Origin of the sequence: Kocuria massiliensis, assembly GCF_900169715.1 — a bacterium.
In the GTDB taxonomy this organism is placed as follows: Bacteria; Actinomycetota; Actinomycetes; order Actinomycetales; family Micrococcaceae; genus Rothia; species Rothia massiliensis.
The window spans coordinates 1,095,834-1,118,841 of record NZ_LT835161.1 but is presented as its reverse complement, the minus strand read 5'-3'; the positions used below and the strand labels follow the sequence as shown (position 1 = coordinate 1,118,841).

22 protein-coding genes are annotated in these 23,008 nt (G+C 59.1%); 9 read left to right on the top strand and 13 right to left on the bottom strand.

Annotated elements, in window-relative coordinates; genetic code table 11:
• The first annotated feature begins 81 nt into the window (after positions 1–81).
• Positions 82–1,632 (top strand): hypothetical protein, encoded by a 1,551-nt coding sequence (locus tag B9Y51_RS09350; RefSeq protein ID WP_085529491.1) that lies wholly within the window; start codon positions 82–84, stop codon positions 1,630–1,632.
• A complete protein-coding gene (locus B9Y51_RS09345; RefSeq protein WP_126855665.1) occupies positions 1,633–3,333 on the top strand; it encodes an ABC1 kinase family protein in 1,701 nt (566 codons plus the stop codon).
• 34 nt (positions 3,334–3,367) lie between these two features.
• Here the strand turns inward: B9Y51_RS09345 and B9Y51_RS09340 are convergent, their stop codons facing one another.
• From B9Y51_RS09340 to B9Y51_RS09320, 5 genes are all read right to left on the bottom strand, one after another.
• Complete coding sequence (locus B9Y51_RS09340) at positions 3,368–4,393, bottom strand: LCP family protein (RefSeq protein WP_085529490.1); 1,026 nt, start codon at positions 4,391–4,393, stop codon at positions 3,368–3,370.
• Between the two features lie 123 nt (positions 4,394–4,516).
• Entirely contained in the window at positions 4,517–4,777 is a 261-nt protein-coding gene (locus tag B9Y51_RS09335) for a type B 50S ribosomal protein L31 (protein WP_030014296.1), read from the bottom strand.
• A 158-nt stretch (positions 4,778–4,935) separates the two neighbouring features.
• On the bottom strand, positions 4,936–5,841 hold the full coding sequence (locus B9Y51_RS09330; protein WP_085529489.1) for a TrmH family RNA methyltransferase: 906 nt from the start codon (positions 5,839–5,841) through the stop codon (positions 4,936–4,938).
• Between the two features lie 27 nt (positions 5,842–5,868).
• Positions 5,869–6,651: a sulfite exporter TauE/SafE family protein gene (locus tag B9Y51_RS09325; protein ID WP_085529488.1), complete on the bottom strand. Its 783-nt coding sequence runs from the start codon at positions 6,649–6,651 to the stop codon at positions 5,869–5,871.
• Positions 6,651–7,439, bottom strand: coding sequence for an ABC transporter ATP-binding protein (locus B9Y51_RS09320; protein ID WP_085529487.1), 789 nt, complete (start codon positions 7,437–7,439; stop codon positions 6,651–6,653). The genes B9Y51_RS09325 and B9Y51_RS09320 overlap by 1 nt, the downstream gene beginning before the upstream one ends.
• 107 nt (positions 7,440–7,546) lie before the next feature.
• Here B9Y51_RS09320 and serB point away from each other — a divergent pair, with 107 nt between their 5' ends.
• Positions 7,547–8,494 carry a phosphoserine phosphatase SerB gene (gene serB / locus B9Y51_RS09315; RefSeq protein WP_053089915.1) on the top strand — a complete coding sequence of 316 codons (948 nt, stop codon included), beginning with the start codon at positions 7,547–7,549 and terminating at the stop codon, positions 8,492–8,494.
• Positions 8,495–8,564: 70 nt separating this feature from the next.
• Here serB and B9Y51_RS09310 read toward each other — a convergent pair whose 3' ends face one another.
• Both B9Y51_RS09310 and B9Y51_RS09305 read right to left on the bottom strand, forming a co-directional pair.
• Positions 8,565–9,308, bottom strand: coding sequence for an SDR family oxidoreductase (locus B9Y51_RS09310; protein WP_048678266.1), 744 nt, complete (start codon positions 9,306–9,308; stop codon positions 8,565–8,567).
• A gap of 97 nt (positions 9,309–9,405) precedes the next feature.
• On the bottom strand, positions 9,406–10,152 hold the full coding sequence (locus tag B9Y51_RS09305) for a beta-ketoacyl-ACP reductase (protein ID WP_085529742.1): 747 nt from the start codon (positions 10,150–10,152) through the stop codon (positions 9,406–9,408).
• 211 nt (positions 10,153–10,363) lie between these two features.
• On the opposite strand from B9Y51_RS09305, the gene B9Y51_RS09300 reads away from it, so the two are divergent.
• From B9Y51_RS09300 to B9Y51_RS09290, 3 genes are all read left to right on the top strand, one after another.
• Entirely contained in the window at positions 10,364–10,837 is a 474-nt protein-coding gene (locus tag B9Y51_RS09300; protein ID WP_158088285.1) for a DUF3099 domain-containing protein, read from the top strand.
• A 70-nt stretch (positions 10,838–10,907) separates the two neighbouring features.
• Positions 10,908–11,141, top strand: a complete 234-nt coding sequence (locus tag B9Y51_RS09295; RefSeq protein ID WP_085529485.1) for a hypothetical protein — start codon at positions 10,908–10,910, stop codon at positions 11,139–11,141.
• Positions 11,142–11,176: 35 nt separating this feature from the next.
• Positions 11,177–12,148 carry an SURF1 family cytochrome oxidase biogenesis protein gene (locus tag B9Y51_RS09290; RefSeq protein ID WP_245826127.1) on the top strand — a complete coding sequence of 324 codons (972 nt, stop codon included), beginning with the start codon at positions 11,177–11,179 and terminating at the stop codon, positions 12,146–12,148.
• Between the two features lie 59 nt (positions 12,149–12,207).
• Here B9Y51_RS09290 and B9Y51_RS09285 read toward each other — a convergent pair whose 3' ends face one another.
• Positions 12,208–13,806: an ABC-F family ATP-binding cassette domain-containing protein gene (locus tag B9Y51_RS09285; protein WP_085529484.1), complete on the bottom strand. Its 1,599-nt coding sequence runs from the start codon at positions 13,804–13,806 to the stop codon at positions 12,208–12,210.
• 397 nt (positions 13,807–14,203) lie between these two features.
• Here B9Y51_RS09285 and B9Y51_RS09280 point away from each other — a divergent pair, with 397 nt between their 5' ends.
• Entirely contained in the window at positions 14,204–16,198 is a 1,995-nt protein-coding gene (locus B9Y51_RS09280; RefSeq protein WP_245826125.1) for a PhoX family protein, read from the top strand.
• A 77-nt stretch (positions 16,199–16,275) separates the two neighbouring features.
• On the opposite strand, the gene B9Y51_RS09275 is transcribed toward B9Y51_RS09280, so the two are convergent.
• From B9Y51_RS09275 to B9Y51_RS09255, 5 genes are read right to left on the bottom strand one after another with little or no spacing between them, the layout of a single operon-like run.
• Positions 16,276–16,617, bottom strand: coding sequence for a metal-sulfur cluster assembly factor (locus B9Y51_RS09275; protein ID WP_048678259.1), 342 nt, complete (start codon positions 16,615–16,617; stop codon positions 16,276–16,278).
• Positions 16,614–17,378, bottom strand: coding sequence for a Fe-S cluster assembly ATPase SufC (gene sufC, locus B9Y51_RS09270; protein ID WP_048678257.1), 765 nt, complete (start codon positions 17,376–17,378; stop codon positions 16,614–16,616). The genes B9Y51_RS09275 and sufC overlap by 4 nt, the downstream gene beginning before the upstream one ends.
• 45 nt (positions 17,379–17,423) lie before the next feature.
• Positions 17,424–18,740 (bottom strand): Fe-S cluster assembly protein SufD, encoded by a 1,317-nt coding sequence (gene sufD, locus B9Y51_RS09265; RefSeq protein WP_085529482.1) that lies wholly within the window; start codon positions 18,738–18,740, stop codon positions 17,424–17,426.
• A 3-nt stretch (positions 18,741–18,743) separates the two neighbouring features.
• On the bottom strand, positions 18,744–20,201 hold the full coding sequence (sufB, locus tag B9Y51_RS09260; RefSeq protein ID WP_048678252.1) for a Fe-S cluster assembly protein SufB: 1,458 nt from the start codon (positions 20,199–20,201) through the stop codon (positions 18,744–18,746).
• Complete coding sequence (locus tag B9Y51_RS09255) at positions 20,198–20,998, bottom strand: helix-turn-helix transcriptional regulator (RefSeq protein ID WP_085529481.1); 801 nt, start codon at positions 20,996–20,998, stop codon at positions 20,198–20,200. Before B9Y51_RS09255 ends, sufB begins: the two co-directional genes overlap by 4 nt.
• Positions 20,999–21,114: 116 nt before the next feature.
• On the opposite strand from B9Y51_RS09255, the gene B9Y51_RS09250 reads away from it, so the two are divergent.
• Both B9Y51_RS09250 and B9Y51_RS09245 read left to right on the top strand, forming a co-directional pair.
• Positions 21,115–22,134 (top strand): ABC transporter ATP-binding protein, encoded by a 1,020-nt coding sequence (locus B9Y51_RS09250; RefSeq protein WP_085529480.1) that lies wholly within the window; start codon positions 21,115–21,117, stop codon positions 22,132–22,134.
• Positions 22,135–22,169: 35 nt separating this feature from the next.
• Entirely contained in the window at positions 22,170–22,946 is a 777-nt protein-coding gene (locus tag B9Y51_RS09245) for an ABC transporter permease (protein WP_085529740.1), read from the top strand.
• Positions 22,947–23,008 lie beyond the last annotated feature (62 nt).

The window sequence follows — 23,008 nt, the reverse complement described above, 5'->3', positions numbered from 1 at the left end:
ATTACCGATCTCCAGGGGCCAAGTTGTGACATTCTAGGAGGACCTGCTTCGGGTATTGAGGGATATTAGAGGAGATTCGCAGTGACGGATTACGCGCTCAACGACCGTGGGTCCTTGGAGCTTGTCACCGAGGACTATTACGACGCCGAGATTTTGCGGCTCTTCGACGGAAAACGCTTGGATCGTGAGCAGGTCGTCGACGCGACGGCTCAGCTGGTTCCGGAGCCCGACAACCCCGTCTTTCCCGAGAGCATCGCGATTTGGGTCAACGGTTACAAGGTGGCCCGAATGACCGTGAAGGATTCCGAACGTTATTGGAATCCCCTGGCACGCATCATCTATTCGGGATACACGCCCGTCGCGCCGATTCGATTCTGGGCGACCCAACGGCGCGATGGTGATCATCCTCGCCTGGAAACCCGCGCGATCCTCTCCGTTTCGCGCCCGGAACTGCTCTTCCCGATCAATGCGTCTCCCCTCCACGCGGCTCTTCTCCCCCAGGGGTCCAGCGTCAAGGTTCTTAACGAGAACGAACATGCTGAGTACCTCCACGACGTCCTCCCGATGTCTGGCGAGGGCCGCGTCATTCTGACCCTTGAGGCGAACCGTCACAAGCTGGCGGACGGCAGCGAGGTCGAGGTCGTGGACGTCTTGCACGACCGTCGCATCGTCGGACGCCTCAGCACCCAGATGTCTGAACAGCTGGCGCCCGTGGTTCGTCACGCCTTCCAGCACAACAAGTTGACCGCCGTGTGGGGAACCATCCGTGGTAGCTCATTCGAGCTGTCTCTCACCGTCCAGACGGTTCGCGCCGACGAAATCCCGAGCTCTTGGTACACGGATCTGCCCAATTCCTTGCCTCTCCTCAAGGCCAAACAAGATTCATATGACCTCGACCCGAGTTACGTGCCGAGCGAGGCGGAAGAGAACCCCAGCTTGAAGCGAGCCGAAAAGCCCGACGACGCCGTCGAACGGCTCCACCCGGATACTCACGGAAGCTCGTCTGCGACCAAGGCCGGATTTGTGGAGCGTCATCGACACAGCGGAGGCTCAGGATGGGGCTTGGGCGTCCTCGGTGCGCTGATCTTGATCCTGGGCATCGTGCTGATTTTCTTCAAGCCGATTCTCGGTGTGTTGGGCATCATCGTCGGTGCATCGGTGGTATTCGCCGGCGTCTACATGTCGCGATTCCAGGGGTCTGGTCGGATGTACGACCAAATCGATATCAACCCGACCGGTGGTCCTTCCGCGTCTGACCACGAACCTCAGGCCCTGGACCAGTCTGAAGAGCCTGAGGGTGCCGAAGCCGACCAGGAAGAGCAAGCCCTCGAACAACGACCGGAGCAGGAGCCCTTTTCCCCCAATGCGGAAGACCTCGACCTGGAAGAAGCCGAGCCCGAGGCCGCCACGGACACTATCGACGTCGCGAAGTACGACGAATCACCCGAGGTGAACGACGGGTATTACTCCGATCAGCATCTGTCGGAGGAGGAAGATGTCGATTTTGAGGAAGATACGGAGCCTTCCGAATACGACGAAAGCTACTCGTATCCGGAGTGGGAGCACTCGGACGACTACGAAACCGTGGGCGAGGATTACTCGAACGGCCGCGGCTCGGGCTCGCGTCGCTAGGTGACACCATTGCTCACCCGCGCTCGCTCTCGGACCGACCGCTTTCTCCAGATTGCCGACGTCTTCATTCGTCACGGATTGGGATTCCTGGTGGAGGGGTTGGGCGCCCCGATCGCCGGCCCATTGCATCGGGTCCGACGCACCGAAACCGGTGAGCGCCTCACCCAACCTCAGCATTTGAGGATGGCCCTTGAAGAGCTTGGCCCGACCTTCATCAAGGTCGGTCAGCTCATTTCGACTCGACAAGACCTCCTACCGACGAGCTACACGCAAGAACTGCGCAAATTGCAGGACGACGCAACGGTCGTTCCCTACGAGGAGCTCATGGACTCCTTGGCCGGACAGCCCGAGCAAACCATGTTGGAACAGTTCGATTCCATTGACACCACTCCCCTGGCGTCGGGGTCTATCGGGCAGGTCCACGCGGGGGTTTTGCACGGGCAGGATGTCGTGGTTAAATTCCGCAAACCGGGCGTTCTCGAAGAAGTTCATCAGGACCTAGATATCATCAGCGACCTCGCGACGCTGTTGAGCCGGTATGTTCCCTTAGCCAAGCAGTACGACGTTGTAGAACTGAGCGCGGAGTTCTCCCGAACGCTCTTGGAGGAGCTCAACTACACCATCGAGGCAACGCACTGCGATCGGTTCGCGAATTTCTTCCACGATGATCCTGAATTGCATATCCCCCACATCTACTGGGAAGCAACGACTTCGCGCATCCTGACGCAAGAACGCGTTGGTGGAATCAAAATCAGCAATGTGGACGCGCTCGACGCCCACGGAATCGATCGACATCGGCTCGCGGTGAATGCGACCGGTGCGATGTGCCGGATGATCTTTGAGTTCGGCTACTTCCACGCGGATCCTCACCCGGGCAATCTGTTTGTGCGCCCAGACGGCGCCATCAATCTGATCGACTTCGGCATGTGCGGCGAGCTGAGCGAAGACTTCCGCGACAGCATGCTTCCCTTGCTGATTGGCGTGACGACCCAGAACATAAAGCAGTGCAGCCGCGCCGTCATCCGTCTCACCAATTCACACGGCCGTAATGTCACGCCTCAGGAAATTGAGGCAGATCTTGGGCGCATCATCCGTCAGTACTCCGGGCAAAGCCTTGACGATCTGAATATTGGCAGGGTGCTCACGGACGTTATGGCCTTGTTGCACCGGCATCAGCTCAGCCTGCCCTCAGAAGCGGCGCTCTTGATCCGCATGATCGCGACGGCCGAATCTTTGGGTGAGCTGATCGACCCGGACTTTGATTTCATCGCCGTCCTCAAGCCTTTTGCGACGGCATTCGTATCGAGCAGGGTTTCGGTGGAGGCCATTCTCAAGCGGCTTACTGCCATGACTCGGGAGACCGTGGGGTTCGGCGTCGAGGTGCCAAGCTCCTTACGAAAGATCATGAGCGTCATCGAAAATGGCGGCTTTGACGTCCATCTCCGCGCGGATGAGCTGGAAGAAATTATCGACCGCGTCGAGGTCGTCGGGAACCGATTGGTTGCCGGTGCGGTCTTGGCCGCTTTGGTGAATGGTTCCGCCAAGATTATTTCGACGCACCCGGAAGGCTATCGAAGCTGGAAGGGGCTCCTCATCAGCGGAGGCGCGGGTGGTGCGGGTCTGTTGAGCGGATACATTTTGAGCTCGGCTCGCCTTCGGGTTAAACGACCGAAGCGACGTCGTGGCCTCATGAGTCTCTGAGGCACGACGTCGCTTCGCGTGTCGCGCTTCGCGGCTAGTCGGTTCCTGCGGTCTTGGCGAATTGATCCATGGTTCCATCCTTCATGGCCTTGCTGAGTTCCTGGACGGCTCCCTCGTCCAGATTGACGATGGACTGGCCGTCGTCGGACCACCCGGTCCCGGCATTCGGCAGAGTCATCATCTTCATGTTCTTGAAGCCGTTGGGCCCCATTTTCATCAGAATCTTTGCCGCTTCCGTGGAATTGAGCGAGTCATCGACTTGTACATAGGGCGAGAAGGTTTTGACCATGTCGTTAACCTTGAGCGGGTTGGCGAAGTTTTGCGGGTCGCCGATGGCCTTCATGAGGCCACGAATATAGGCACGCTGGTCGCGAACCCGCTGATAGTCCCCGTCCGCGAAGGCATAGCGTTCCCGGACGAAGGTTAGCGCGCGGTCCCCGTTCATCTTTTGTGGGCCCTTGTCGTAGGACTCACCGTGATCGGTCGTGAACGCCACAGGAACATCGACGGTGACGCCGCCGACGGAATTGGTCAAGTCACGGAAGCCTTCGAAATTGATGCCGGAGACGTGGTCAATTCTGGTGTCCAGCAACTGCTCGATTGTTTGGACCTCCAAGGGAATACCCCCTTGGTCGAGGGCCGCGTTGATCTTTGCCTTGCCGTGTCCCGGAATATCGACCCAGGTGTCACGCATGATGGAAATCAGGTACGCCTGGCCCCCATCGGCGGGAACGTGGAGGAGCATGATGGTGTCCGCGCGCTGACCGGAAACCGTTTTTTCATCGGCCTCCCCTTGACGCGAGTCGCTGCCGAGGAGCAAAACGTTATAAGAGCCGTCTTCTTTCGGCCGATTTTTGTCGTCCGGCAGGGCGTTGGCGAATTTTTTGGTTCCGGAATCAAAGTTGTGGGCCAGGTTGGCAAAATAGGCCCCAACGGCGATCACGCCGACCAAGAGCAGAGTCCCGCAGATGCCGAGCGCGATGAGTCCCCCGCGCCTCTTTTTTCGGCGCCGGGGCTGCGGCTCGTTGCCGTTGTCCAGGAGGTCGTCGTTCAGCGACATTCGGATACTCCGTCAGGTTCGGTGATGTTCGGGGGTCAGTTAACCCGACCGATTTTACTCTGAACATACAGAAAGTGCCGGGAATCGTGAAAGATTCCCGGCACCTTCTCAGCGAGGGGCTGGTTACTTGCCAGCCTTGCCGAAGTTCTTGAAGCGAGCATTGAAGCGCTCGACGCGACCGGCCGAGTCCATGATGCGCTGCTTACCCGTGTAGAACGGGTGCGACTCGGAGGAGATTTCGACCTCGATCAAGGGGTACTCGTTGCCGTCTTCCCAGGTTTCAGTCTTCTGGCTGGTGGCGGTCGAACGGGTCAGGAAGGTCTTGCCGGACGCGAGATCGCGGAAGAGGACCGCGTGGTAATCCGGGTGAATATCGGTCTGCATGGGTCTACCTTTTCAATCGGACTGGATTTTGCCAGGCCTAGGGAGTAAAGCTGAGATTCTCCACGGGGCGGTCGATATATTGTTCGAACACGCCACGGAGGACGCCGCGGTACGGCGACCACATAACGCTACCACGTGTACTGCAAGAAGAGAAGGAATCAGCGGACACGCGTTTCCCAAAAGGCCACGGCCGAAGCCGCCGCTACGTTGAGTGAATCGACCCCGTGGCCCATGGGGATCATGACCGTTTCCTGTGCGGTCGTAACAGTAGCCCGGCTCAGGCCATGCCCTTCGGTTCCGAGAATGAGGGCAAGTTTGTCTTCGTTCCGGGCTGAGAGCTCGTCGAGGGTGATGGAATCCGGTTCCAGGGCGAGGGCCGCCGTGGTGAAGCCGGCTTCGTGGAGTGCCTCCACATCATCCGGCCACGATTCCGAACGAGCCCACGGAACTTGGAATACTGTACCCATCGAGACTCGAATCGAGCGTCGATACAGCGGGTCCGCGCAGCGCGGCGAGACCAAGACGGCGTCGACACCCAGAGCTGCCGCTGAGCGAAATATGGCGCCGACGTTCGTGTGATCCACGATGTCCTCCAATATCGCTACGCGTCGAGCTCCACGAATAACCTCGCGAACACTCAACGGTTGTGGACGCCGCATCACGGCCAGTGCTCCCCGATGCAGGTGGAAGCCCGTGAGGTCTTCCAGCGTGGCGTCGTCGCTCACGTAGGCAGGGACCTCCGGCCACGCTCGAAGGACGTCTTCCAAATCCGCAGCCCACTTGTCCGACATGAGAAAAGACAAGGGGGCGTGGCCTGCATCGAGGGCTCGTCGCAAGACCTTGGATGATTCGGCGATGTAAACGCCCCACTCCGATTCTCGCGACGTGCGCATGCGGACGTCGGTCAGTCCACGATAGAAGCGCAAGTCCCTGAGCACTCGTTCGTCAGCACGGCCATGGGAATCTGCGATCTGCTGCTGGGCCACGCGCACGACATTGGGAATCGTGTCAACGTGGGCCGCGCGGGCGGCCAGCTCGGCCGGTCCATATTGAGGGTTATTCATAGGTGCTCCGAAAAAATGTGTCGCGGCCTAGTCGAGAAAGACCATCTTGACGATGGCGGCAAGTCCCAGGATCACGATGATGCTCCGAAGAACCACCGGCTTCAATCGTCGTCCGATCTTGGCCCCCACCCAGGAACCGACGGTCGAGCTGATGGCGATCAGGAGGACCACCCACCAGTCGATTCGATCAAACGCAAACAAAAGATATGAGATTCCTGCGATGAGGTTAACGCTGGCCACTAAGACGGTCTTGATGGCGTTGGCACCCTGGAGTGATGCGAGGAGGAAGACGCCCAATATCCCCAAGAGAAGGACCCCTTGGGCAGCCACAAAGTAGCCCCCGTAGACGCCGGCGAAGAATACCAACGCATAAAGTATCGGCGGTTGATGGTCGCTCTCTTCGGACGGCAACTCTGTGCCTTCGCGCCTCTTTCGGACGATAGCCTGCAGTTTCGGCTGGAAGATCACGAAAAGCAACGCCACACCGATGAGAATCGGGCTAGCAGCCTCAAAAACACTGGCGGGTAGGTGCAACAAAAGGTAGGCACCGAGGATCCCACCGATCAGGGAACACGGAATGAGCTTCCAGAGGGTGCGTTCTAATCCCTTGAGCTCTTTTCGGTACCCCCAAGCGCCAGTGAAGTTCCCGGCGATCAGGCCCATGGCATTGGAAATCGTGGCTGTGACCGGTGGCACGCCCATCGACACGAGCACCGGAAAGGTCACGAGAGTGCCTGAACCGACGATTGTATTAATGGCACCGGCCCAGAGGCCAGCAACCAATATGATGCAAATTTCCAGAATGGACATTAGTTCGCGGAGAACGCCGTGTAACGGCCATCCACGGAGGTCAGTTTGAGAGGCATCTCGTAGGCTTCACTGAGATTTTCCGAGGTGAGGACCTCATCGATGGGGCCTTGCGCGACGACGCGGCCGTGGTTCAACAGGAGCAGATGTGTGAGGCCGCGGGGCAATTCCTCGAGATGGTGGGTGACTAACAGAGTGGTCGGCGCATCGGGGTCTTGCGCGAGGTCCGTCAGGCGCGCCACGAGGTCTTCACGGCCGGCAATATCCATTCCGGCCCCCGGCTCGTCGAGAATCATGAGTTCCGGGTCGGTCATGAGAGCGCGGGCAATCAGAACACGCTTCCGTTCGCCGTCGGACAAGGAACCAAAAGTTCGGTCCGCCAGGTGGGATACGCCCCATTGCTCGAGCAGTTCTTGGGCGCGCTCGTGATCCATCTGATCGTAGCCCTCACGCCAACGTCCCGTAACGCCATAGGCTGCGGTGACGACGACGTCTCGGACCTTTTCGGACGCCGGAAACTGTGAAGCGATGGCGCCCGAAGTCAAACCGATCCGAGGCCTCAGTTCGAAGACGTCCACGGCCCCCAAAATTTCGTCCAGGATATCCACCATGCCCGAGGTCGGATGCAATCGCGCGGCGCAGACGCTCATCAACGTCGATTTGCCGGCGCCATTGGGGCCGAGCACTGCCCAACGCTCCCCTTCCCGTACGGTCCACGTGATTCCGTCGATTAGTCGTTGGCCCTGTCCCCGCACCACGGAGACGTTAACTAGCTCCAAAACAGCACTCATGTCTCGACTTTAAGCCACGTCGGCCCGACTTACCTAGCCGTGACACTCGGCAAGTGGAGAGCATTCATACCTGGGAACCTGAGCCTTCCATCCATAGGATGGGAAATATGAGCAAAAACCTGCGAATCGTTGCCCTGAGGGTGGGCGCCCCCGCTGATCGGCATCGAGACCTGTATCGCTACGTTGAGGATGCCGGTGCCCAGATCCTGAATGGCATTGACTACTCCGTGCCAGCCTTGCCGGAAGTCCGGGCTGATGGGCGGCGAGCCGCACAACGTGGCGGCCCCCAGTACAGCGTTGTCACCTTGGATGTTCGCTGGCCTCATGATCTCGCGGAATTGCGTGGCACCTTGCGCCCCGATCCACTAAGCCGCGGCCTCGAGGGGTACGACCTCAACGTCGTCGACCCAGCGATCCTTACGGCTGATCGGCGCATGCTTGTCATGGACGCGGACTCGACGCTCCTCGACGGAGAGGTGATCGATGAACTTGCCGCCGTGGCCGGGGTGCGTCACGAAGTTGCCCAAGTGACGGAGCAGGCGATGCGCGGGGACATGGACTTCTCAGAGTCCTTCAGGAGACGAGTTGCAACTCTTTCCGGGCAACACCAAGCCGTCATGCATCGTGTCTCGCGTTCCCTCGTGTTGAACCCTGGAGCACTCCAATTGGTTAACGCCTTCCACGTTTCGGACAACCCGGTGTGCGTCGTATCCGGTGGATTCATCACTATCTTGAAGCCAGTGATTCGTCAGCTAGACATCGAATGTGCCAGGGCGAATGACGTGACGATCAAGGACGATCGTTTGACCGGCGAAGTCCGTGGAACCATCGTTGACGGTCAGGTCAAACAGGATTCCGTTAAGGAATGGGCCAAAAAGTTCGGTGTGAAGCCCTCGAACGTCGTGGCGGTCGGAGATGGCGCCAACGACGCGATGATGTTGGATCGTGCCGGGCTCGGGGTGGCCTACAACGCCAAGCCGGTTCTGCGACAGGTCGCGGACGCGCAGATCAACTTCCCACGGCTCGACGCCGTGCGGCATCTCATCGGTATGTAGCGGCCTCCGGATATGGAACTGGGGCGTGGCACCGTGATGATGGTGCCACGCCCCAGCTGTGTCCCGAGCTTTAGTTGAGGAAGCCCTTCGCTCCGCCCACGAGTTCCACGTGGCCGGTTTCGACGTCGGCCGTGACCATAGCGGCGACCTCTTGGGCGAATTCTTCAACGGAGTAGAGCTTGCCTGCCTCATTGCGACGCTCTTCGAGCGTTCCCGGGCGGGCCCGATTGAGAAGCGTTGCCGTAACAGTGCCCTCAATCATGTCGCCAGAAACAACGACCAACGAGATCCCCTTCTCCTTCAATGCGGGAATCTCAGCGATGAGGGCGTCCTCGCCGGCCCTCTTTGACTTGGCCACAGCCTCGTACTCGGGCATGGTCTCGACGTCGTGAATGAAGTGAGCCTGGTGCGACGTCACAAAGACAACGCGTGAGCCTTCCTTCATGGAGGCCGCTGCGGTCCGCAACAAATCCAACTGAGCGTCGCGGTTGAGGCGAAGAGCGTAGTCCTCGCCCAAGTCAGTTTCCATTCCACCTGAGGCGTTCAGCACCAAGACGTCGAGTCCGCCGAAATTCGATACGGCGGCGTCGACCAGCTGCTGGACGTCGTCGTGGTTGGTGATGTCAGCTCCCACGGCGACGGCGCGGCCGCCAGCTTCCTCAATGGCCTGGACGACTTTATTGGCCCGGGGAGCCTTCTGTCGGTAATTGATCACGACGCCCGCTCCTTCGGAGGCGAGAATCTTGGCGGTGTCAGCGCCAACCCCTCGCGAGGAACCGGTCACGATTACGGATTTATTGTCCAGAGCGCCCATGCTGTCCTTTCTACGGCGTCTTCGGAGGCTACCGAGGACGCGATATTGATGTTTTCAACGGTCGCTGGCTGAAACCAACGGCCAAAAATCGGTGAATTTAGTGGCCCATTCCGAGGCCGCCGTCGACGGGGATGACGGCGCCGCTGATGTACGCCGCCTCGTCACTGGTCAGCCACCGAACCACGCGTGCGACGTCCTCAGGCGTACCGAAACGGTGGGCCGGAATGGTGTCCAGGTACTTTGCCTGAGTCTCCTCGGGAAGAACATCCGTCATATCGGTATCGATGAATCCGGGAGCGACGACGTTTGCCGTGACGTTTCGGGCTCCCAGCTCGCGAGTGAGGGAGCGTGCGATACCCACAAGGCCAGCCTTCGACGCAGAATAGTTGATCTGGCCCGGGGATCCGTACAGGCCAACGACGGAGGAAATGAGGACTACGCGACCAAATTTCTTGCGCATAAAGCCCTTGGCCGCGCGTTGCACCACCCGGAAAGCTCCGGTCAGATTGGTGTCGACGACCTCCGTGAAGTCCTGCTCCTTCATGCGCAGCAGCAGCGTGTCTTTGGTCATTCCGGCGTTCGCCACCAAGATCTCGACAGGGCCGAACTCGGACTCGATCTCTTTGAACGCACGATCCACGGATTCGGAATCGGTCACGTCCGCACGAACGGCGAAGAAACCTTCTGGTGCTTCCCCGGAACGATACGTCACGCAGACGTTGTGTCCCTGATCCCTATAGGCTTCGGCGATCGAACGGCCGATGCCGCGGTTGCCTCCGGTGACGAGAACGGTCCGGGGCTGAAAGTCCTGGGAAGTATCGGTAGACGTCGGTTCTGCTGCCATGGTCACCTTTCGGCTTCAACCGGCCTCGAGGACCGGACTCCTGATGCGGTATTCAATCCTTCATCCTATCCGAGCCATGGCCCGTGTCCGTGTGGATATTGACGCAATCGGCCACCAAAGACCCACTTCGGCGCCCGAACCGTGCTCCAAAGTGAGACAATGATTCTTTATGCGGTCCTCAACATCACGATTCCGGGAGGAGGGACCGGCGTTGTCACCTCGCGATCATCGAGAAAAGTCCGACGCTCACGATGAGCCTCAGGACGTCCACACCATCACCGGTGCCCAGGCGCCCCATAGCGAAGGCATCGACCATCGCATGAAGCGATACGCCTTGCAGATGGGACTTCGCATCGTGTGTTTGATCGTGGCAGTCGCGTTCGACGGGTGGATTCGCTGGGTGGCCGTCGTCGGCGTCGTCGTTTTGCCGTGGGTCGCGGTGGTTTTGGCCAACGGTAATGACCGGGCGGAAGTTCGTGATGTTTCTTACGATCCCGGTCGGCAGCCACGAGAACTTATTCCTGGGCAAACCTATTCGGCCGAGGAATCGCGGGGACATCAAAAACCGGATGATGGCGAGCAGAACGGTGACGACATCAGCCATGGTTCTCCTGGCGAAGCGCCGAGCTCTCCCCCGTCGGACGACGTCATCGACGGGGAATACCGGACTGGGCACCAGTACTAGCGAGCCATCCATTGGCTTCCATCCGACGGTGTTGAGGCCGAGGACCGTGACCACGAGGAAGGCGGTACGCATGAATCTTCAGGATCTCTTGGGAACCCCCGAGAGCGTCGACATCCCGACCTGTTCCCGGCGTGGTTGTTCTGCCGAGGCTGCCTTCCGGCTCGAGTGGAATAATCCGTCGATTCACACACCCGACAGGCGTAAAGTATGGCTGGCGTGTCCGGAACATCGGGTCTTTTTAGAAGAATTCCTCGGCGCGCGAGGATTCCTCAAGGAGACCATCGACCTCGGTCCGCGAGGATGAAACTCCCCCTACGTAGGTCCACGAAAAGGTAGTGCGTGTACAAGTTCTTGTTGTCCGGCAAATGGATCGGAGCGTTCGGTCTGTGCGTTCTGTTCTCATTGCTTTGCGTCTATCTGGCCGGCTGGCAGATGGACCGCAAGGAGGCCTTGGACTACAGGAATAGTCGCATCAGCCAGAATTATGACGCCTCCCCCGAACCTTTCTCTGAGGCCGGTCATTACTTTCAGGATTATCAGCAAGACAAACAGTGGACCCCGATCTCCATGAGGGGTTCCTATCATCCGAAGGACCAAATTCTGGTTCGTAACCGGCCGCACGACGGCAGCATCGGTTTCGAGGTCCTCGTCCCCTTCACGACGACGTCTGGCACCACCGTGGTGATCGACCGCGGCTGGGTACCTGCCGGAGACTCGAATGCTAAGCCGGCTTCAGCCGTTCCGCCGCCTCCCGAGGGAAATGTCACGGTGGTGGCGCGTCTGCAGGCCTCTGAAGCGGATACCGGAAAGAGCGCGCCGTCAGGACAGATCGCTTCCGTTGACGTGAAACGCCTCGGCCAGAACCTGGGCTATCCCGTGGCCGAGTCCGGGTACGGGATTTTAGCTTCGGAAGACCCGGCGCCGGCGTCGTCGCCCTCTCAGCTCAGCGAACCGGAACAAGACGCGGGACCAAACCTCTCATACTCGATGCAGTGGTACGCCTTCTCTGTCTTGGTCTTCGTCGCTTATGCCTGGTGCGCCCGTCAAAAGGTGCGAAATGACCGCCTCGACGCACAATTGGCCGAGGAACTCGAACAATATTATGGGCGTTTTTACGACGCCGATGGCACGTATATCGGCGACATTGACGAATCGATTGTCTTGCGGCAAATGGAAATGATCGACGACATGCCGTCACATATGAAGGCCATCGTGAGGCCGAAACCACCGAAGAAACGCAAACGCCCCAGCGCCGAAGAGATCGAGGACGCCGAGGTGGATGCTTTTGGGACGGCGCGTCGACCACGCTAAGAATCGCCGTCGGAGCGGTACGTCCGTTGACGAACGTACCGATCCGACGCGGCCCGTTCCTAAGCCAGCGTGATCAGGTCCTGGTATTCCTTGTTCCAGTGATCTTCGATGCCGTCCGGAAGCATCAGAACCCGCTCGGGATCGAGCGCCTCAACGGCCCCTTCATCGTGCGAGACCATGACGATCGCGCCCTCATACGTCTTCAAGGCGTTCAGAATTTCTTCACGGCTTGCGGGGTCAAGGTTGTTAGTGGGCTCGTCCAGCAGAAGAACGTTGGCGCTAGATGCGACCAACGTGGCCAAGGCGAGGCGGGTCTTTTCGCCGCCGGACAGGACGCCCGCGGGCTTGCTGACGTCGTCCCCCTGGAAGAGGAACGAACCCAAAATGGTGCGAACCTGCGTGTCTTGCAGGTCCGGAGCCGCTGTGCGCATATTTTCCAGAACTGACCGCTCCGGGTCTAGGGTGTCGTGCTCCTGAGCGAAGTAGCCGAGTTTCAGCCCATGGCCCGGTTCGAGCTGACCGGAATCCGGTTCCGAAACTCCCGCGAGCATTCGCAGCAAGGTGGTCTTACCGGCACCGTTAAGGCCCAAAACCACGACCCGGGAACCTCGGTCGATGGCCAAGTCCACGTCGGTAAAGATCTCGAGGGAACCGTAGGACTTGGAAAGCCCACTGGCTCGGAGCGGCGTCTTGCCACAGGGAGACGGCGCGGGGAAACGGATCGCGGCGACCTTATCCTTCGCTTGCTCCGGCTCAACCTCGCGCATGAGCCGTTCGGCGCGCTTAATCATCTGCTGGGCTGCTACTGCCTTAGTCGCCTTGGCACGCATTTTATTTGCCTGCTCCATGAGTGCGCCGGCCTTCTTTTCGGCATTCGCGCGCTCGCGTTTGCGTCGATGTTCGTCCTGCTCACGCTGTTGGAGGTAATGCTTCCAATCCATGTTGTAGACATCGACCACACACCGGATCGCATCGAGATAGAGCACCTTGTTGACCACAAGTTCCATGAGTTCGACGTCGTGGCTGATCACCAACAGGCCGCCCTGGTACCCACGCAAGAATTCGCGCAGCCACGCAACGGAGTCCGCGTCGAGGTGGTTAGTCGGCTCGTCGAGCAACATGGTGTCGGCGTCCGAGAACAAAATCCGAGCAAGTTCCACACGGCGACGCTGACCGCCGGACAGGGTTCGCAGCGGTTGCGATAGTAATCTCTCGGGAAGGTCGAGGTTGTGAGTGATCGTTGCGGCTTCTGATTCCGCGGCGTAACCGCCACCCGAAATGAACTCGGCTTCCAAGCGGTCGTAGGACCGCATGCCCTTTGCCTGAACCTGGGGATCTTCAGAAGCCATGTCTTGCTGAGCCCGGTGCATGCGACCCATGACGCCGGCCAAACCACGAGCGGAAAAAATCCGATCCCGTGCGGTCTGCTCCATATCGTCGACCTTTGGGTCTTGCGGCAGATAGCCGATGGAACCCGAATGGGTGACTTCTCCACCAGCGGGAAGTGCCTGCCCGGCCAAGACCTTCGTCATCGTCGTTTTACCCGCGCCATTACGACCGACGAGACCGACTTTATCCCCCTTGTTAACTCGGAAATTGACCTCGTCCATCAGTAGACGAGCGCCAGCACGCAATTCGAGATTCGAAACTGTAATCAAGGGTGGACATCGACCTTCCGGGCGGATCGGGGTGCGTCATTTATTGATAATTGCCCCAGAGAACTGGGACGTCACAGACGCCATGACGGCATCCTTTCCATTTTACGACTCTATGCAAGGATGACGATCACAGCAGCATTTCTCAGGGACCTGGCATGCCGAATAATTTCGGGTTTACCTGGGGTTGATGTGGTGTTTAGTCGAGGTCTCGTCGCGAGTAACACCGCATCCCTAGGTTACGGGTGTGGCCTTTTGGCACAAATTTGCATCAACCACACCACTTCCAGGAGGAACCGTGGCTCCACAGGGGCGAAAACTACTTCCGTTGCTCAACTTCACCTCGAGCCGATCGCATCGTACGTGCGTCTACAAATGCGGTGACGCTTGCGCAAAGCCCGTGTCCAATACTTCTGATAACGAGTATTTCCGCGATGTCGCCCGACGGGTATTCGACCGGCGTCGGCTCCTCAAGGGGGCAGGGGCTGCGGCAATGACCGTGGGCGGCGCCGCCGTCACGGCCGGCTGTGCTACCTCTGAAGCTTCGGCGGATTCCGTAGGCGCCCCGTCAGGTTCTTCTGACGGAACTTCGTCCGGGGATATTCCCGACGGCATGCGTTTCGACGTCGTGGCTCCGAATACACAAGACGCCGTCGTCGTCCCCCATGGATATGACAATAAGGTGCTGATTCGCTGGGGCGATCCTGTGGTTCCCGGGGCACCCCAGTGGGACCTGAATCAGCAGACCCCGGAGGCAGCGGCTCAACAATTCGGGTTCAACCCGGACTTCGCCGCCTTGCTGCCGATCGAGGGTAGCGACAAGAGATTCTTGTTTGTGTGCAACCACGAATACACGACCCCTCAGCAAATGTTCCCGGGGTACGACGCCGACAATCCTTCGGAGAATGACGTCAAGATCGAATGGGCCTCACACGGCCTCACGGTCCTCGAAGTTGAAGGAAACGACCAGGACGGTAGCCTCAAGCCGGTCATGGGCAAGTACAACCGTCGGATCACCGGCACCACTGAGTTCACACTCACTGGGCCGGCCGCCGGAAAGGAACTCCTGAAGACGAAGGCGGATCCGTCGGGCACGCGGGTTCTCGGGACTCTCGGAAACTGTGCCGGAGGATTGACGCCGTGGGGCACGGTGCTTTCCGGCGAGGAGAACGTCGATCAGTACTTTGCCGGGGGCGCGGAAGCCACGGGAAAGGACGCCAAAAAGCGCAATGACCGTTATGGAATGAAGGACTCCGAGACCGTCCGTCACTGGGAGAAGTACGACGATCGTTTCGACCTCCGCAAGGAGCCGAACGAGGCTCACCGTTTCAATTACGTCGTGGAGATTAACCCGTGGGATGCCTCGTCGACTCCCGTCAAGCACACCGCCATGGGACGCTTTAAGCACGAAGGCGCCACCATTCACGTGACCGACGACGGCCAGATCGTCGCCTATTCCGGGGACGACGCACGGTTCGAATACATCTACAAATTCGTGTCGTCGCGTCGCATCACTGAAGGGTCAACCCCCGAAGCGATAGCGGCCAACATGAAGGCCCTGGATGAAGGCACCTTGTACGTGGCGTCATTCCAGGGAAATTCCGATGATTTCACGGAAGGAAAGCTTCCGAAGGATGGCGCCTATGACGGTGAAGGTACCTGGCATCGGCTGGCCACCAGCAATTCCGACGGAAGCGTAACGTCCCACATTAACGGCATGACCGGCGAGGAAGTTCTGATCTTCACGCGGTTCGCTGCTGACACGGCCGGGGCCACCAAAATGGACAGGCCCGAGGACGTGGAGCCGAACCCGAAGACCGGAAAGGTCTATGCCGCGCTCACCAATAACGATTACCGAGGGGCCAATCGTCCGGGAAAGAATGACGCACCGACGGCCGAATACGCGCCAATCAAGGAGAATAAGAACGGCCTGGTTCTGGAAATGGACGATGAGCACACCGGCGAGTCCTTCACCTGGAACCTTCTGCTCGTTTGCGGTGATCCTCATGCGGCGGAAACGTATTTCGGAGGGTTCGACAAGAACAGCGTCTCCCCCATCTCCTGCCCGGATAACGTGGCGTTCGATCCGCACGGAAATCTTTGGATCTCCACGGACGGCAATGCGTTGAAGTCCAATGATGGTCTGTTTGCCGTGTCTCTCGAAGGTGATACCCGTGGCCTGACCAAACAGTTCCTGACAGTTCCGAAGGATGCGGAAACGTGCGGTCCGATCGTCGAGGAGCGCCGGGTCCTGGTTAACGTTCAGCACCCTGGTGAAGACGACGAGGCCACGGTTGAGTCCACAACGTCCCACTGGCCCGACGGCGGTAAGTCTCTGGCCCGACCCGCTGCGGTCGTGGCCTGGAAAAAGGGCAACGGACCTATTGGGTCCTAGCCGCCGCAGGTGAAGAGAAAAGGCCGGGCCGCTCCACAAGGGAGCGGCCCGGCCTCATCATCTGTGCTGTAGCAGCGTTAGATATTGAATCCGAGAGCGCGCATCTGATCGCGCCCCTCTTCGGTAATCCGCTCGGGACCCCACGGCGGCATCCACACCCAGTTGACATGCCATTCGTCCACCACAGGCTCAAGGTTCTGCGTGACCTGCTCTTCGATGACGTCCTGCAAAGGGCAGGCAGCGGTAGTCAGCGTCATATCCATGATCAACGCACCGTTGTCGTCCCAGCGAGTGCCATACAGCAAGCCCAGGTCGACGATGTTGACCCCGAGCTCGGGATCGATGACGTTAGCCAGGGCGTCCTCGATCTCTTGGTCCGACGGGCGCCCGTCAGGCTTCTCTGTCGTTGCTTCGCTCATGCTCCGGCCCCCTCAAGGTAGCCGACGTAGCCCTCATTCTCGAGGCGCTCGGCCAACTCGGGTCCGCCCTGGTCCGCAACGTGGCCGTCAACGAACACGTGGACGAAGTCGGGCTTGATGTAGCGCAAAATGCGTGTGTAGTGGGTGATGAGCATGACGCCCATGTCGTTGGCATCGTGTGCCCTATTGACGCCTTCGGAAACCACCTGAAGGGCGTCGATGTCGAGCCCGGAGTCGGTCTCATCGAGAATGCCGAATTTAGGCTTGAGCAATTCGAGCTGGAGGATCTCGTGGCGCTTCTTCTCGCCACCGGAAAATCCTTCGTTGACGTTACGCGAGACGAAGTCCGGATCGATCTTCAGCTCGTTCATGGCTGCCTTGACGTCCTTGGTCCAGGTTCGAAGAGCCGGTGCTTCGCCGTCGACGGCGGTCTTGGCTGAGCGGAGGAAGTTGGACATGGTCACACCGGGAATCTCTACGGGGTACTGCATGGCCAAGAACAGTCCCGCACGGGCGCGCTCGTCAACGGACATCTCGGAGACGTCTTCGCCGTCCAGGAGGATTTCGCCGGAATCGATCGTGTACTTCGGGTGACCGGCGATAGTGGACGCAAGGGTCGACTTACCGGAACCGTTCGGTCCCATAATGGCGTGAACTTCGCCGGACTTAATGGTCAGGTTGACGCCTTTGAGGATCGGCTTGGTGTTTTCGTCATCGAGGATGACCGAGACGTGCAGATCCTTGATCTCAAGAGTGGACATGAATACTCCTCTGAAGTGTATGAAGTTCGGGGATGCCTGCCGGCATTAGTTGTCGCTGATCGCCAGTTCATCTTCGAGGGCGTCCATCAGGGAGTCCTCGAGTTCCGGAACACGGATCTGCTGGATGATTTCGTACAAGAAGCCGCGGACCACAAGGCGACGAGCCTGCTTTTCGGGGATGCCGCGGGCCATGAGGTACCACAGGTGTTCCCCATCGAGCTGGCCGGTCGTGGAAGCGTGGCCGGCGCCCTCGATGATGCCGGTTTCGATCTCCAGGTTGGGCACGGAATCCGCGCGGGCACCGTCCGTCAACACCAAGTTCTGGTTTTTCTCGTAGCTGTCGGTGCCTTCTGCAGCCTTCTGGATGAGGACGTCGCCCACCCAAACCGTGTGGGCATCCTCGCCTTGAAGGGTTCCCTTGTACAACACGTTGGAGGTATTCCGGGGAGCGTTGTGGTCCACGAAGGAACGGTGTTCCAAATGCTGACCCGAATCTGCGAAGTAGAGGCCGAACAGTTGCGCGTTGCCGCCTTCAGCGGAGAACCGCACATTTGAGTTCAGACGGACGATGCTGCCACCCAGCGTCACATTGATGTGCTTGTAGTGCGCATCCTTACCGACCTCGGCATCATGTTGGCCCACATGCAAGGCGTCGTCGTTCCACCTTTGCAGGGAGACGACGGTCAGGCTCGCGCCCTGTCGAACGATGATCTCCACGTTTCCGTTATGGCGGCTCGAACCGGTGTGTTCAAGCACTACGGTGCTGTGTGAGTTGGCACCTGCCTCGATCACGACGTGGTTATTCGAGCGTGCCGAGGCGTCGTGCCCCTCTACCCGAACCGTCACGGGTTCCTGACGTTCCTCGTTTTCCGGGACAAGAACGTGCATGGCCTCGGGAGCGTTGGCAGATCCGACCACCGCTGCGCGATCCGCAGGTCGCAACACGGTGTCTCGAGGGGCCTCGCCCTTGTTCAAAGTCCCGGCAAGCCAAGATTCAGGGCCGTCGAAGGAGACGCTGAATGCCGGCTTTCCGTCGACGACGTCCGTGGCCGCATCCTCAAATAGGGAAGCGATCTTCTTGATGGGAGTGAAACGCCATTCCTCTTCACGGCCATTCGGGAGCGCAAAGTCGGCGACGTCGAAGCTCCAGGGCCGTTCCGCACGTGAATGCATGACCTGCGAGTCAGTTTGACCTGCATTATCCGACTTGCGAGCACGAAGCGTGTCGTCGATGGACAGCTCGGGCGAAAGCTTTTCGCCTTCCTGATCCATACCGGGAATCGCGGGCCGTGCTTCACCGGTGTGAACGCCGTCGACCTTTTCGGAAGTCTCGGTCTGATCCTGTTTGATCTGATCAGTCATGTTTTAGCCTACGGATCCTTCCATCTGGAGTTCGATAAGACGATTGAGCTCGAGTGCATATTCCATGGGGAGCTCGCGCGCGATGGGCTCGACGAAGCCGCGGACGATCATCGCCATGGCCTCGTCCTCGGGGAGTCCTCGCTGCTGCAGGTAGAACAACTGTTCCTCGGAGACCCGCGAAACCGTGGCTTCGTGGCCCAGCGTCACTTCGTCTTCGCGAATGTCGATGTACGGATATGTATCCGAACGCGAGATGGTGTCGACCAGCAAGGCGTCACACACCACGTTGTTCTTGGAATGCTTGGCGCCTTCACGCACCTGAACCAACCCGCGGTAGGCAGCACGACCACCAGAACGCGCCACCGATTTCGAAACAATCGAGCTTGAGGTGTTCGGGGCGATGTGAACCATCTTCGACCCGGTGTCCTGGTGCTGGCCCTCGCCGGCGAAAGCGATGGAGAGAGTCTCACCCTTCGCGTGCTCCCCCACCATGTAAACGGCGGGGTACTTCTGGGTGACCTTGGAGCCGATGTTTCCGTCGATCCACTCCATGGTTGCTCCCTCGTGAGCAATGGCGCGCTTGGTCACGAGGTTGTACACGTTATTCGACCAGTTCTGGATCGTGGTGTAGCGAACGCGAGCGTTCTTCTTGCACACGATTTCGACGACGGCCGAGTGCAACGAGTCCGACTTGTAGATCGGAGCCGTGCAACCCTCGATGTAGTGAACGTAGGAATCCTCGTCCGCGATAATCAGCGTCCGCTCAAACTGACCCATATTTTCCGTATTGATACGGAAGTAGGCCTGCAGCGGAATCTCTACGTGAACTCCCGGGGGAACATAGACGAAGGATCCGCCGGACCAAACCGCCGTGTTGAGGGCAGCAAATTTGTTGTCTCCCACCGGAATGACGGTGCCGAAGTATTCTTCGAAGAACTCGGGGTGTTCCTTGAGGGCCGTATCAGTATCCATGAAGATGACGCCTTGGCGCTCGAGGTCTTCACGGATCTGGTGGTAAACCACCTCTGATTCATACTGGGCGGCCACACCGGCCACCAAGCGGTTGCGTTCGGCCTCGGGAATACCCAACTTCTCGTAGGTATTCCGGATATCCTCTGGCAGTTCTTCCCACGACTCCGCCTGACGCTCGGTCGAACGCACGAAGTACTTGATGTTGTCGAAGTCGATCTCGTTCAGATCGGCTCCCCACGTCGGCATCGGCTTCCGATCGAAGAACTTCAAGGCCTTGAGCCGGAGGTTCAACATCCACTCAGGCTCATTCTTCTTGGCGGAGATGTCTCGGACGACGTCCTCGTTCAATCCGCGCTTTGCGGACTGTCCGGCGTCGTCGGAGTCGTACCACCCGTATTGGTAGGTGCCGATTCCTTCGAGCTCGGGGTTTCGTTCCAGAACGTCGGAAATGACGTTGCCGTCGGCTGTTCGCTCAGCTTGTTCAGTCATGGAGACCCTTCCTTGCTGTGTGTCGCTTTCCCCTGTGACGGGGTCGTGGCTTGCTGTGTCCCGCGAGCCAAGGGGATGTGTGTTGTACATACATGGGCTCCCCCGGCCATGGTCGAAAGGCGTCGGACATCGACTCCCAAGAGGGAGGCGATGATCCGAGTCTCTTCATCACAGAACTCGGGAAATTCTTGGGCCAGGTCACGGACTGGGCAGTGACCTTGGCAGAGCTGGATGCTCGAGAGGAGGTGCTCGGGTAGTTCGACAGTTCGCGCGGCTTCGCCCATCGCCAAAACGGAGGTGCTGGCGACGAATCCGTCACGAGTCATGGCGTCACCGAGCGCCTTGGCTCGGTCGTTAATATCGGATCCCGCAGCTTCGACGATCGGCCGGTAGCGACGCTCCATCTCCTCGAAGCGTTTTTGGGCGAACTCACGAAGTGCTTCTTCTCCGAGAGATTCTTTGATGGTGTGGAGCGACTCAATCGCAATGCCCAGGTAGTCATTGCCCAGTTCAGCATGCCCCTGGGGTGCGATGACGTACCTCCGGGCAGGTCGGCCTGCACCGCCGCCGCGCTTGCGCACCACCGTGACCTCGATGAACTGTTCCTTTTCGAGGGCCTCAAGGTGCCGCCGAATGGCGGCGGGAGTGAGACCCAGAACGCGACCCAAATCCGCAGCGGACACCGGGCCATGAGCAAGCACGCCTTGCAGGACCCGGTCCCGGGTCCGTTCTTCGGTCTCGGCACCTACCTGCGGCGAGGCACCCTTGGTCTGGGTAGCGTGCTTCATCGAATACATAACTAAAGTATGTCCTAATTTATTCCGACCTATCCAGTAAGGCGCACCTTGCCGCCTGTCATACACCACACCGTCTCAATGCTGAGGAGGGCGGAAGCTCGCCGTAGACTGGGACGGTGCCAGTTTTAGGAGATGAGAAGCGCCCGGGTGAGGCGACGACACGCGACGCAGCTGTGGTCGTCCAAGACTTGTACAAAGATTTTCCCGCCGCTCGGCGACCACGCAGGGAATCCCGTGCCGAGGGTGCGCCCACGCGAGTTAATGCCGTCAACGGCATCACGCTCCAAGCTCGGCGTGGAGAGATTACGGCCGTCTTGGGTGCCAATGGCGCGGGTAAGTCCACAACGCTGTCTTGTGCTCAAGGACTGATGCGCCCAACTTCCGGTTCCGTGAGATTGCTCGGAACGGATCCCTGGGGTGCAGGTCCCGAATTGCGTGCCAGAGTCGGCATTATGCTTCAGGACGGCGGTCTTCCGCAGGCCATCCGGCCCATTCCGCTTCTCAAGCACGTGGCTTCGATGTACGAGACCCCGGCAGACCTTGAAGCGCTGATCGAAAGATTAGGGATCAACGGATTTGACGGAACTCCCGTGCGGCGTCTTTCGGGAGGTCAGAAGCAGCGGGTTGCTATGGCCGCTGCTCTCGTTGGCGGACCCGAGGTTCTTTTTCTCGACGAGCCGTCGGCAGGGCTCGATCCCCAGTCTCGCAAGGTCGTTTTCGACCTGATCCGCGAGCTGCGGGATGAAGGAACCTGCATCGTCTTGACGACTCACCTCATGGACGATGCACAACGTCTAGCCGACTATGTCTACATAGTCGACGCCGGACAGAACGTCGTCGAAGGCCGAGTCCACGAGTTGCTGTCGCCCGAATTTAGCGGTCAAAGGGCGAGGTTCACGGTCTCTCAATCCGGATTGAGCCTCACGAACCTCTTCCCCGAGGCCCTTTCCCAAAGTCTCGAACTACGCGAGACCCAGCACGGCACCTATGAGTTATCGGGGCCCATTCGTCCTGAACACCTCGTTTATCTGACAAAGTCTTGGGAACGTTCCGGCGAATTGCCCCTCAACTTCGAGCTCACCTCGAAGAGCCTCGAAGACCTGTTTCTCGAAGTGTCTGGGAGCGATGTTCGGTGAGTACCCCCACGAATGAAGAACGCCACGGAGACCTCATGACGGAACCCACGGTGGCCAAACGACGACCTGCCTCGTCGAGCAAACGCGTCCTCGAGCAAGGTCGGTTCGAAACGTTGGCCATGTTGAAGAACGGTGAGCAACTGATGTTGCTGATCTTGTTCCCGCTGATGGCACTCCTTGCATTGTCTTTCACGGGATTCCTGGATTCGACGGCTGCATCGAAGGGCGTAGGCCGTGTAGATCTTGCCTTGCCGGGAGTGCTCGCTCTCTGTGCCATGTCGACCGCGTTGTCTGGTCAAGGAATCGCCACAGGCTTTGATCGCCGTTACGGCGTCTTGCGATTTATGTCCACCACTCCCTTGGGTCGGGGTGGCCTCATCGCCGGCAAGGGAGTTGCCGTACTCACGATCGTTATTGTGCAATACGTGGTTATGGCGATCGTCGGCGTCATTCTCGGCTGGCAACCACCCTTGACCGGGATATTGCTCTCCATTCCAACCCTTATTTTGGGGGCCGCGGCATTTACTGCAGTTGGCATGTTGGTGGCGGGTACGGTTCGAGCCGAAGCCACGTTGGCTTTGGTGAATACGCTGTGGGTCGTTTTGGCGGCTGTCGGCGGCTCCCTCCTCCCCTCGCAGCATGCACCAGGCTTTCTCGGGTGGGTTGTCGCGTTGCTTCCCTCCGGCGCCTTGGGCGACGCCCTCCGCGCCGATTTCGTTTCCCACCAGGTCGCCTGGTGGCCCCATGTGGTCCTAATCTGTTGGATCGTGGTCGCAGGCTACGCCGCCAAGCGATGGTTCAAGTGGTCATGACCACGACCGATCAGTTCGCTTCTGACGACTTGATCAGCGGATAATAGGAGGAGTTTAGCGTC

Coding starts and splice junctions, on each gene's coding strand:
- serB (WP_053089915.1), top strand. CDS start 7,547: ATGAGCAAAAACCTGCGAATCGTTGCCCTGAGGGTGGGCGCCCCCGCT.
- B9Y51_RS09295 (WP_085529485.1), top strand. CDS start 10,908: ATGAATCTTCAGGATCTCTTGGGAACCCCCGAGAGCGTCGACATCCCG.
- B9Y51_RS09330 (WP_085529489.1), bottom strand. CDS start 5,841: ATGAATAACCCTCAATATGGACCGGCCGAGCTGGCCGCCCGCGCGGCC.
- B9Y51_RS09255 (WP_085529481.1), bottom strand. CDS start 20,998: ATGTATTCGATGAAGCACGCTACCCAGACCAAGGGTGCCTCGCCGCAG.
- B9Y51_RS09310 (WP_048678266.1), bottom strand. CDS start 9,308: ATGGGCGCTCTGGACAATAAATCCGTAATCGTGACCGGTTCCTCGCGA.
- B9Y51_RS09325 (WP_085529488.1), bottom strand. CDS start 6,651: ATGTCCATTCTGGAAATTTGCATCATATTGGTTGCTGGCCTCTGGGCC.
- sufC (WP_048678257.1), bottom strand. CDS start 17,378: ATGTCCACTCTTGAGATCAAGGATCTGCACGTCTCGGTCATCCTCGAT.
- B9Y51_RS09320 (WP_085529487.1), bottom strand. CDS start 7,439: ATGAGTGCTGTTTTGGAGCTAGTTAACGTCTCCGTGGTGCGGGGACAG.
- B9Y51_RS09305 (WP_085529742.1), bottom strand. CDS start 10,152: ATGGCAGCAGAACCGACGTCTACCGATACTTCCCAGGACTTTCAGCCC.
- B9Y51_RS09340 (WP_085529490.1), bottom strand. CDS start 4,393: ATGTCGCTGAACGACGACCTCCTGGACAACGGCAACGAGCCGCAGCCC.
- B9Y51_RS09335 (WP_030014296.1), bottom strand. CDS start 4,777: ATGCAGACCGATATTCACCCGGATTACCACGCGGTCCTCTTCCGCGAT.
- B9Y51_RS09275 (WP_048678259.1), bottom strand. CDS start 16,617: ATGAGCGAAGCAACGACAGAGAAGCCTGACGGGCGCCCGTCGGACCAA.
- B9Y51_RS09245 (WP_085529740.1), top strand. CDS start 22,170: ATGACGGAACCCACGGTGGCCAAACGACGACCTGCCTCGTCGAGCAAA.
- sufD (WP_085529482.1), bottom strand. CDS start 18,740: ATGACTGATCAGATCAAACAGGATCAGACCGAGACTTCCGAAAAGGTC.
- sufB (WP_048678252.1), bottom strand. CDS start 20,201: ATGACTGAACAAGCTGAGCGAACAGCCGACGGCAACGTCATTTCCGAC.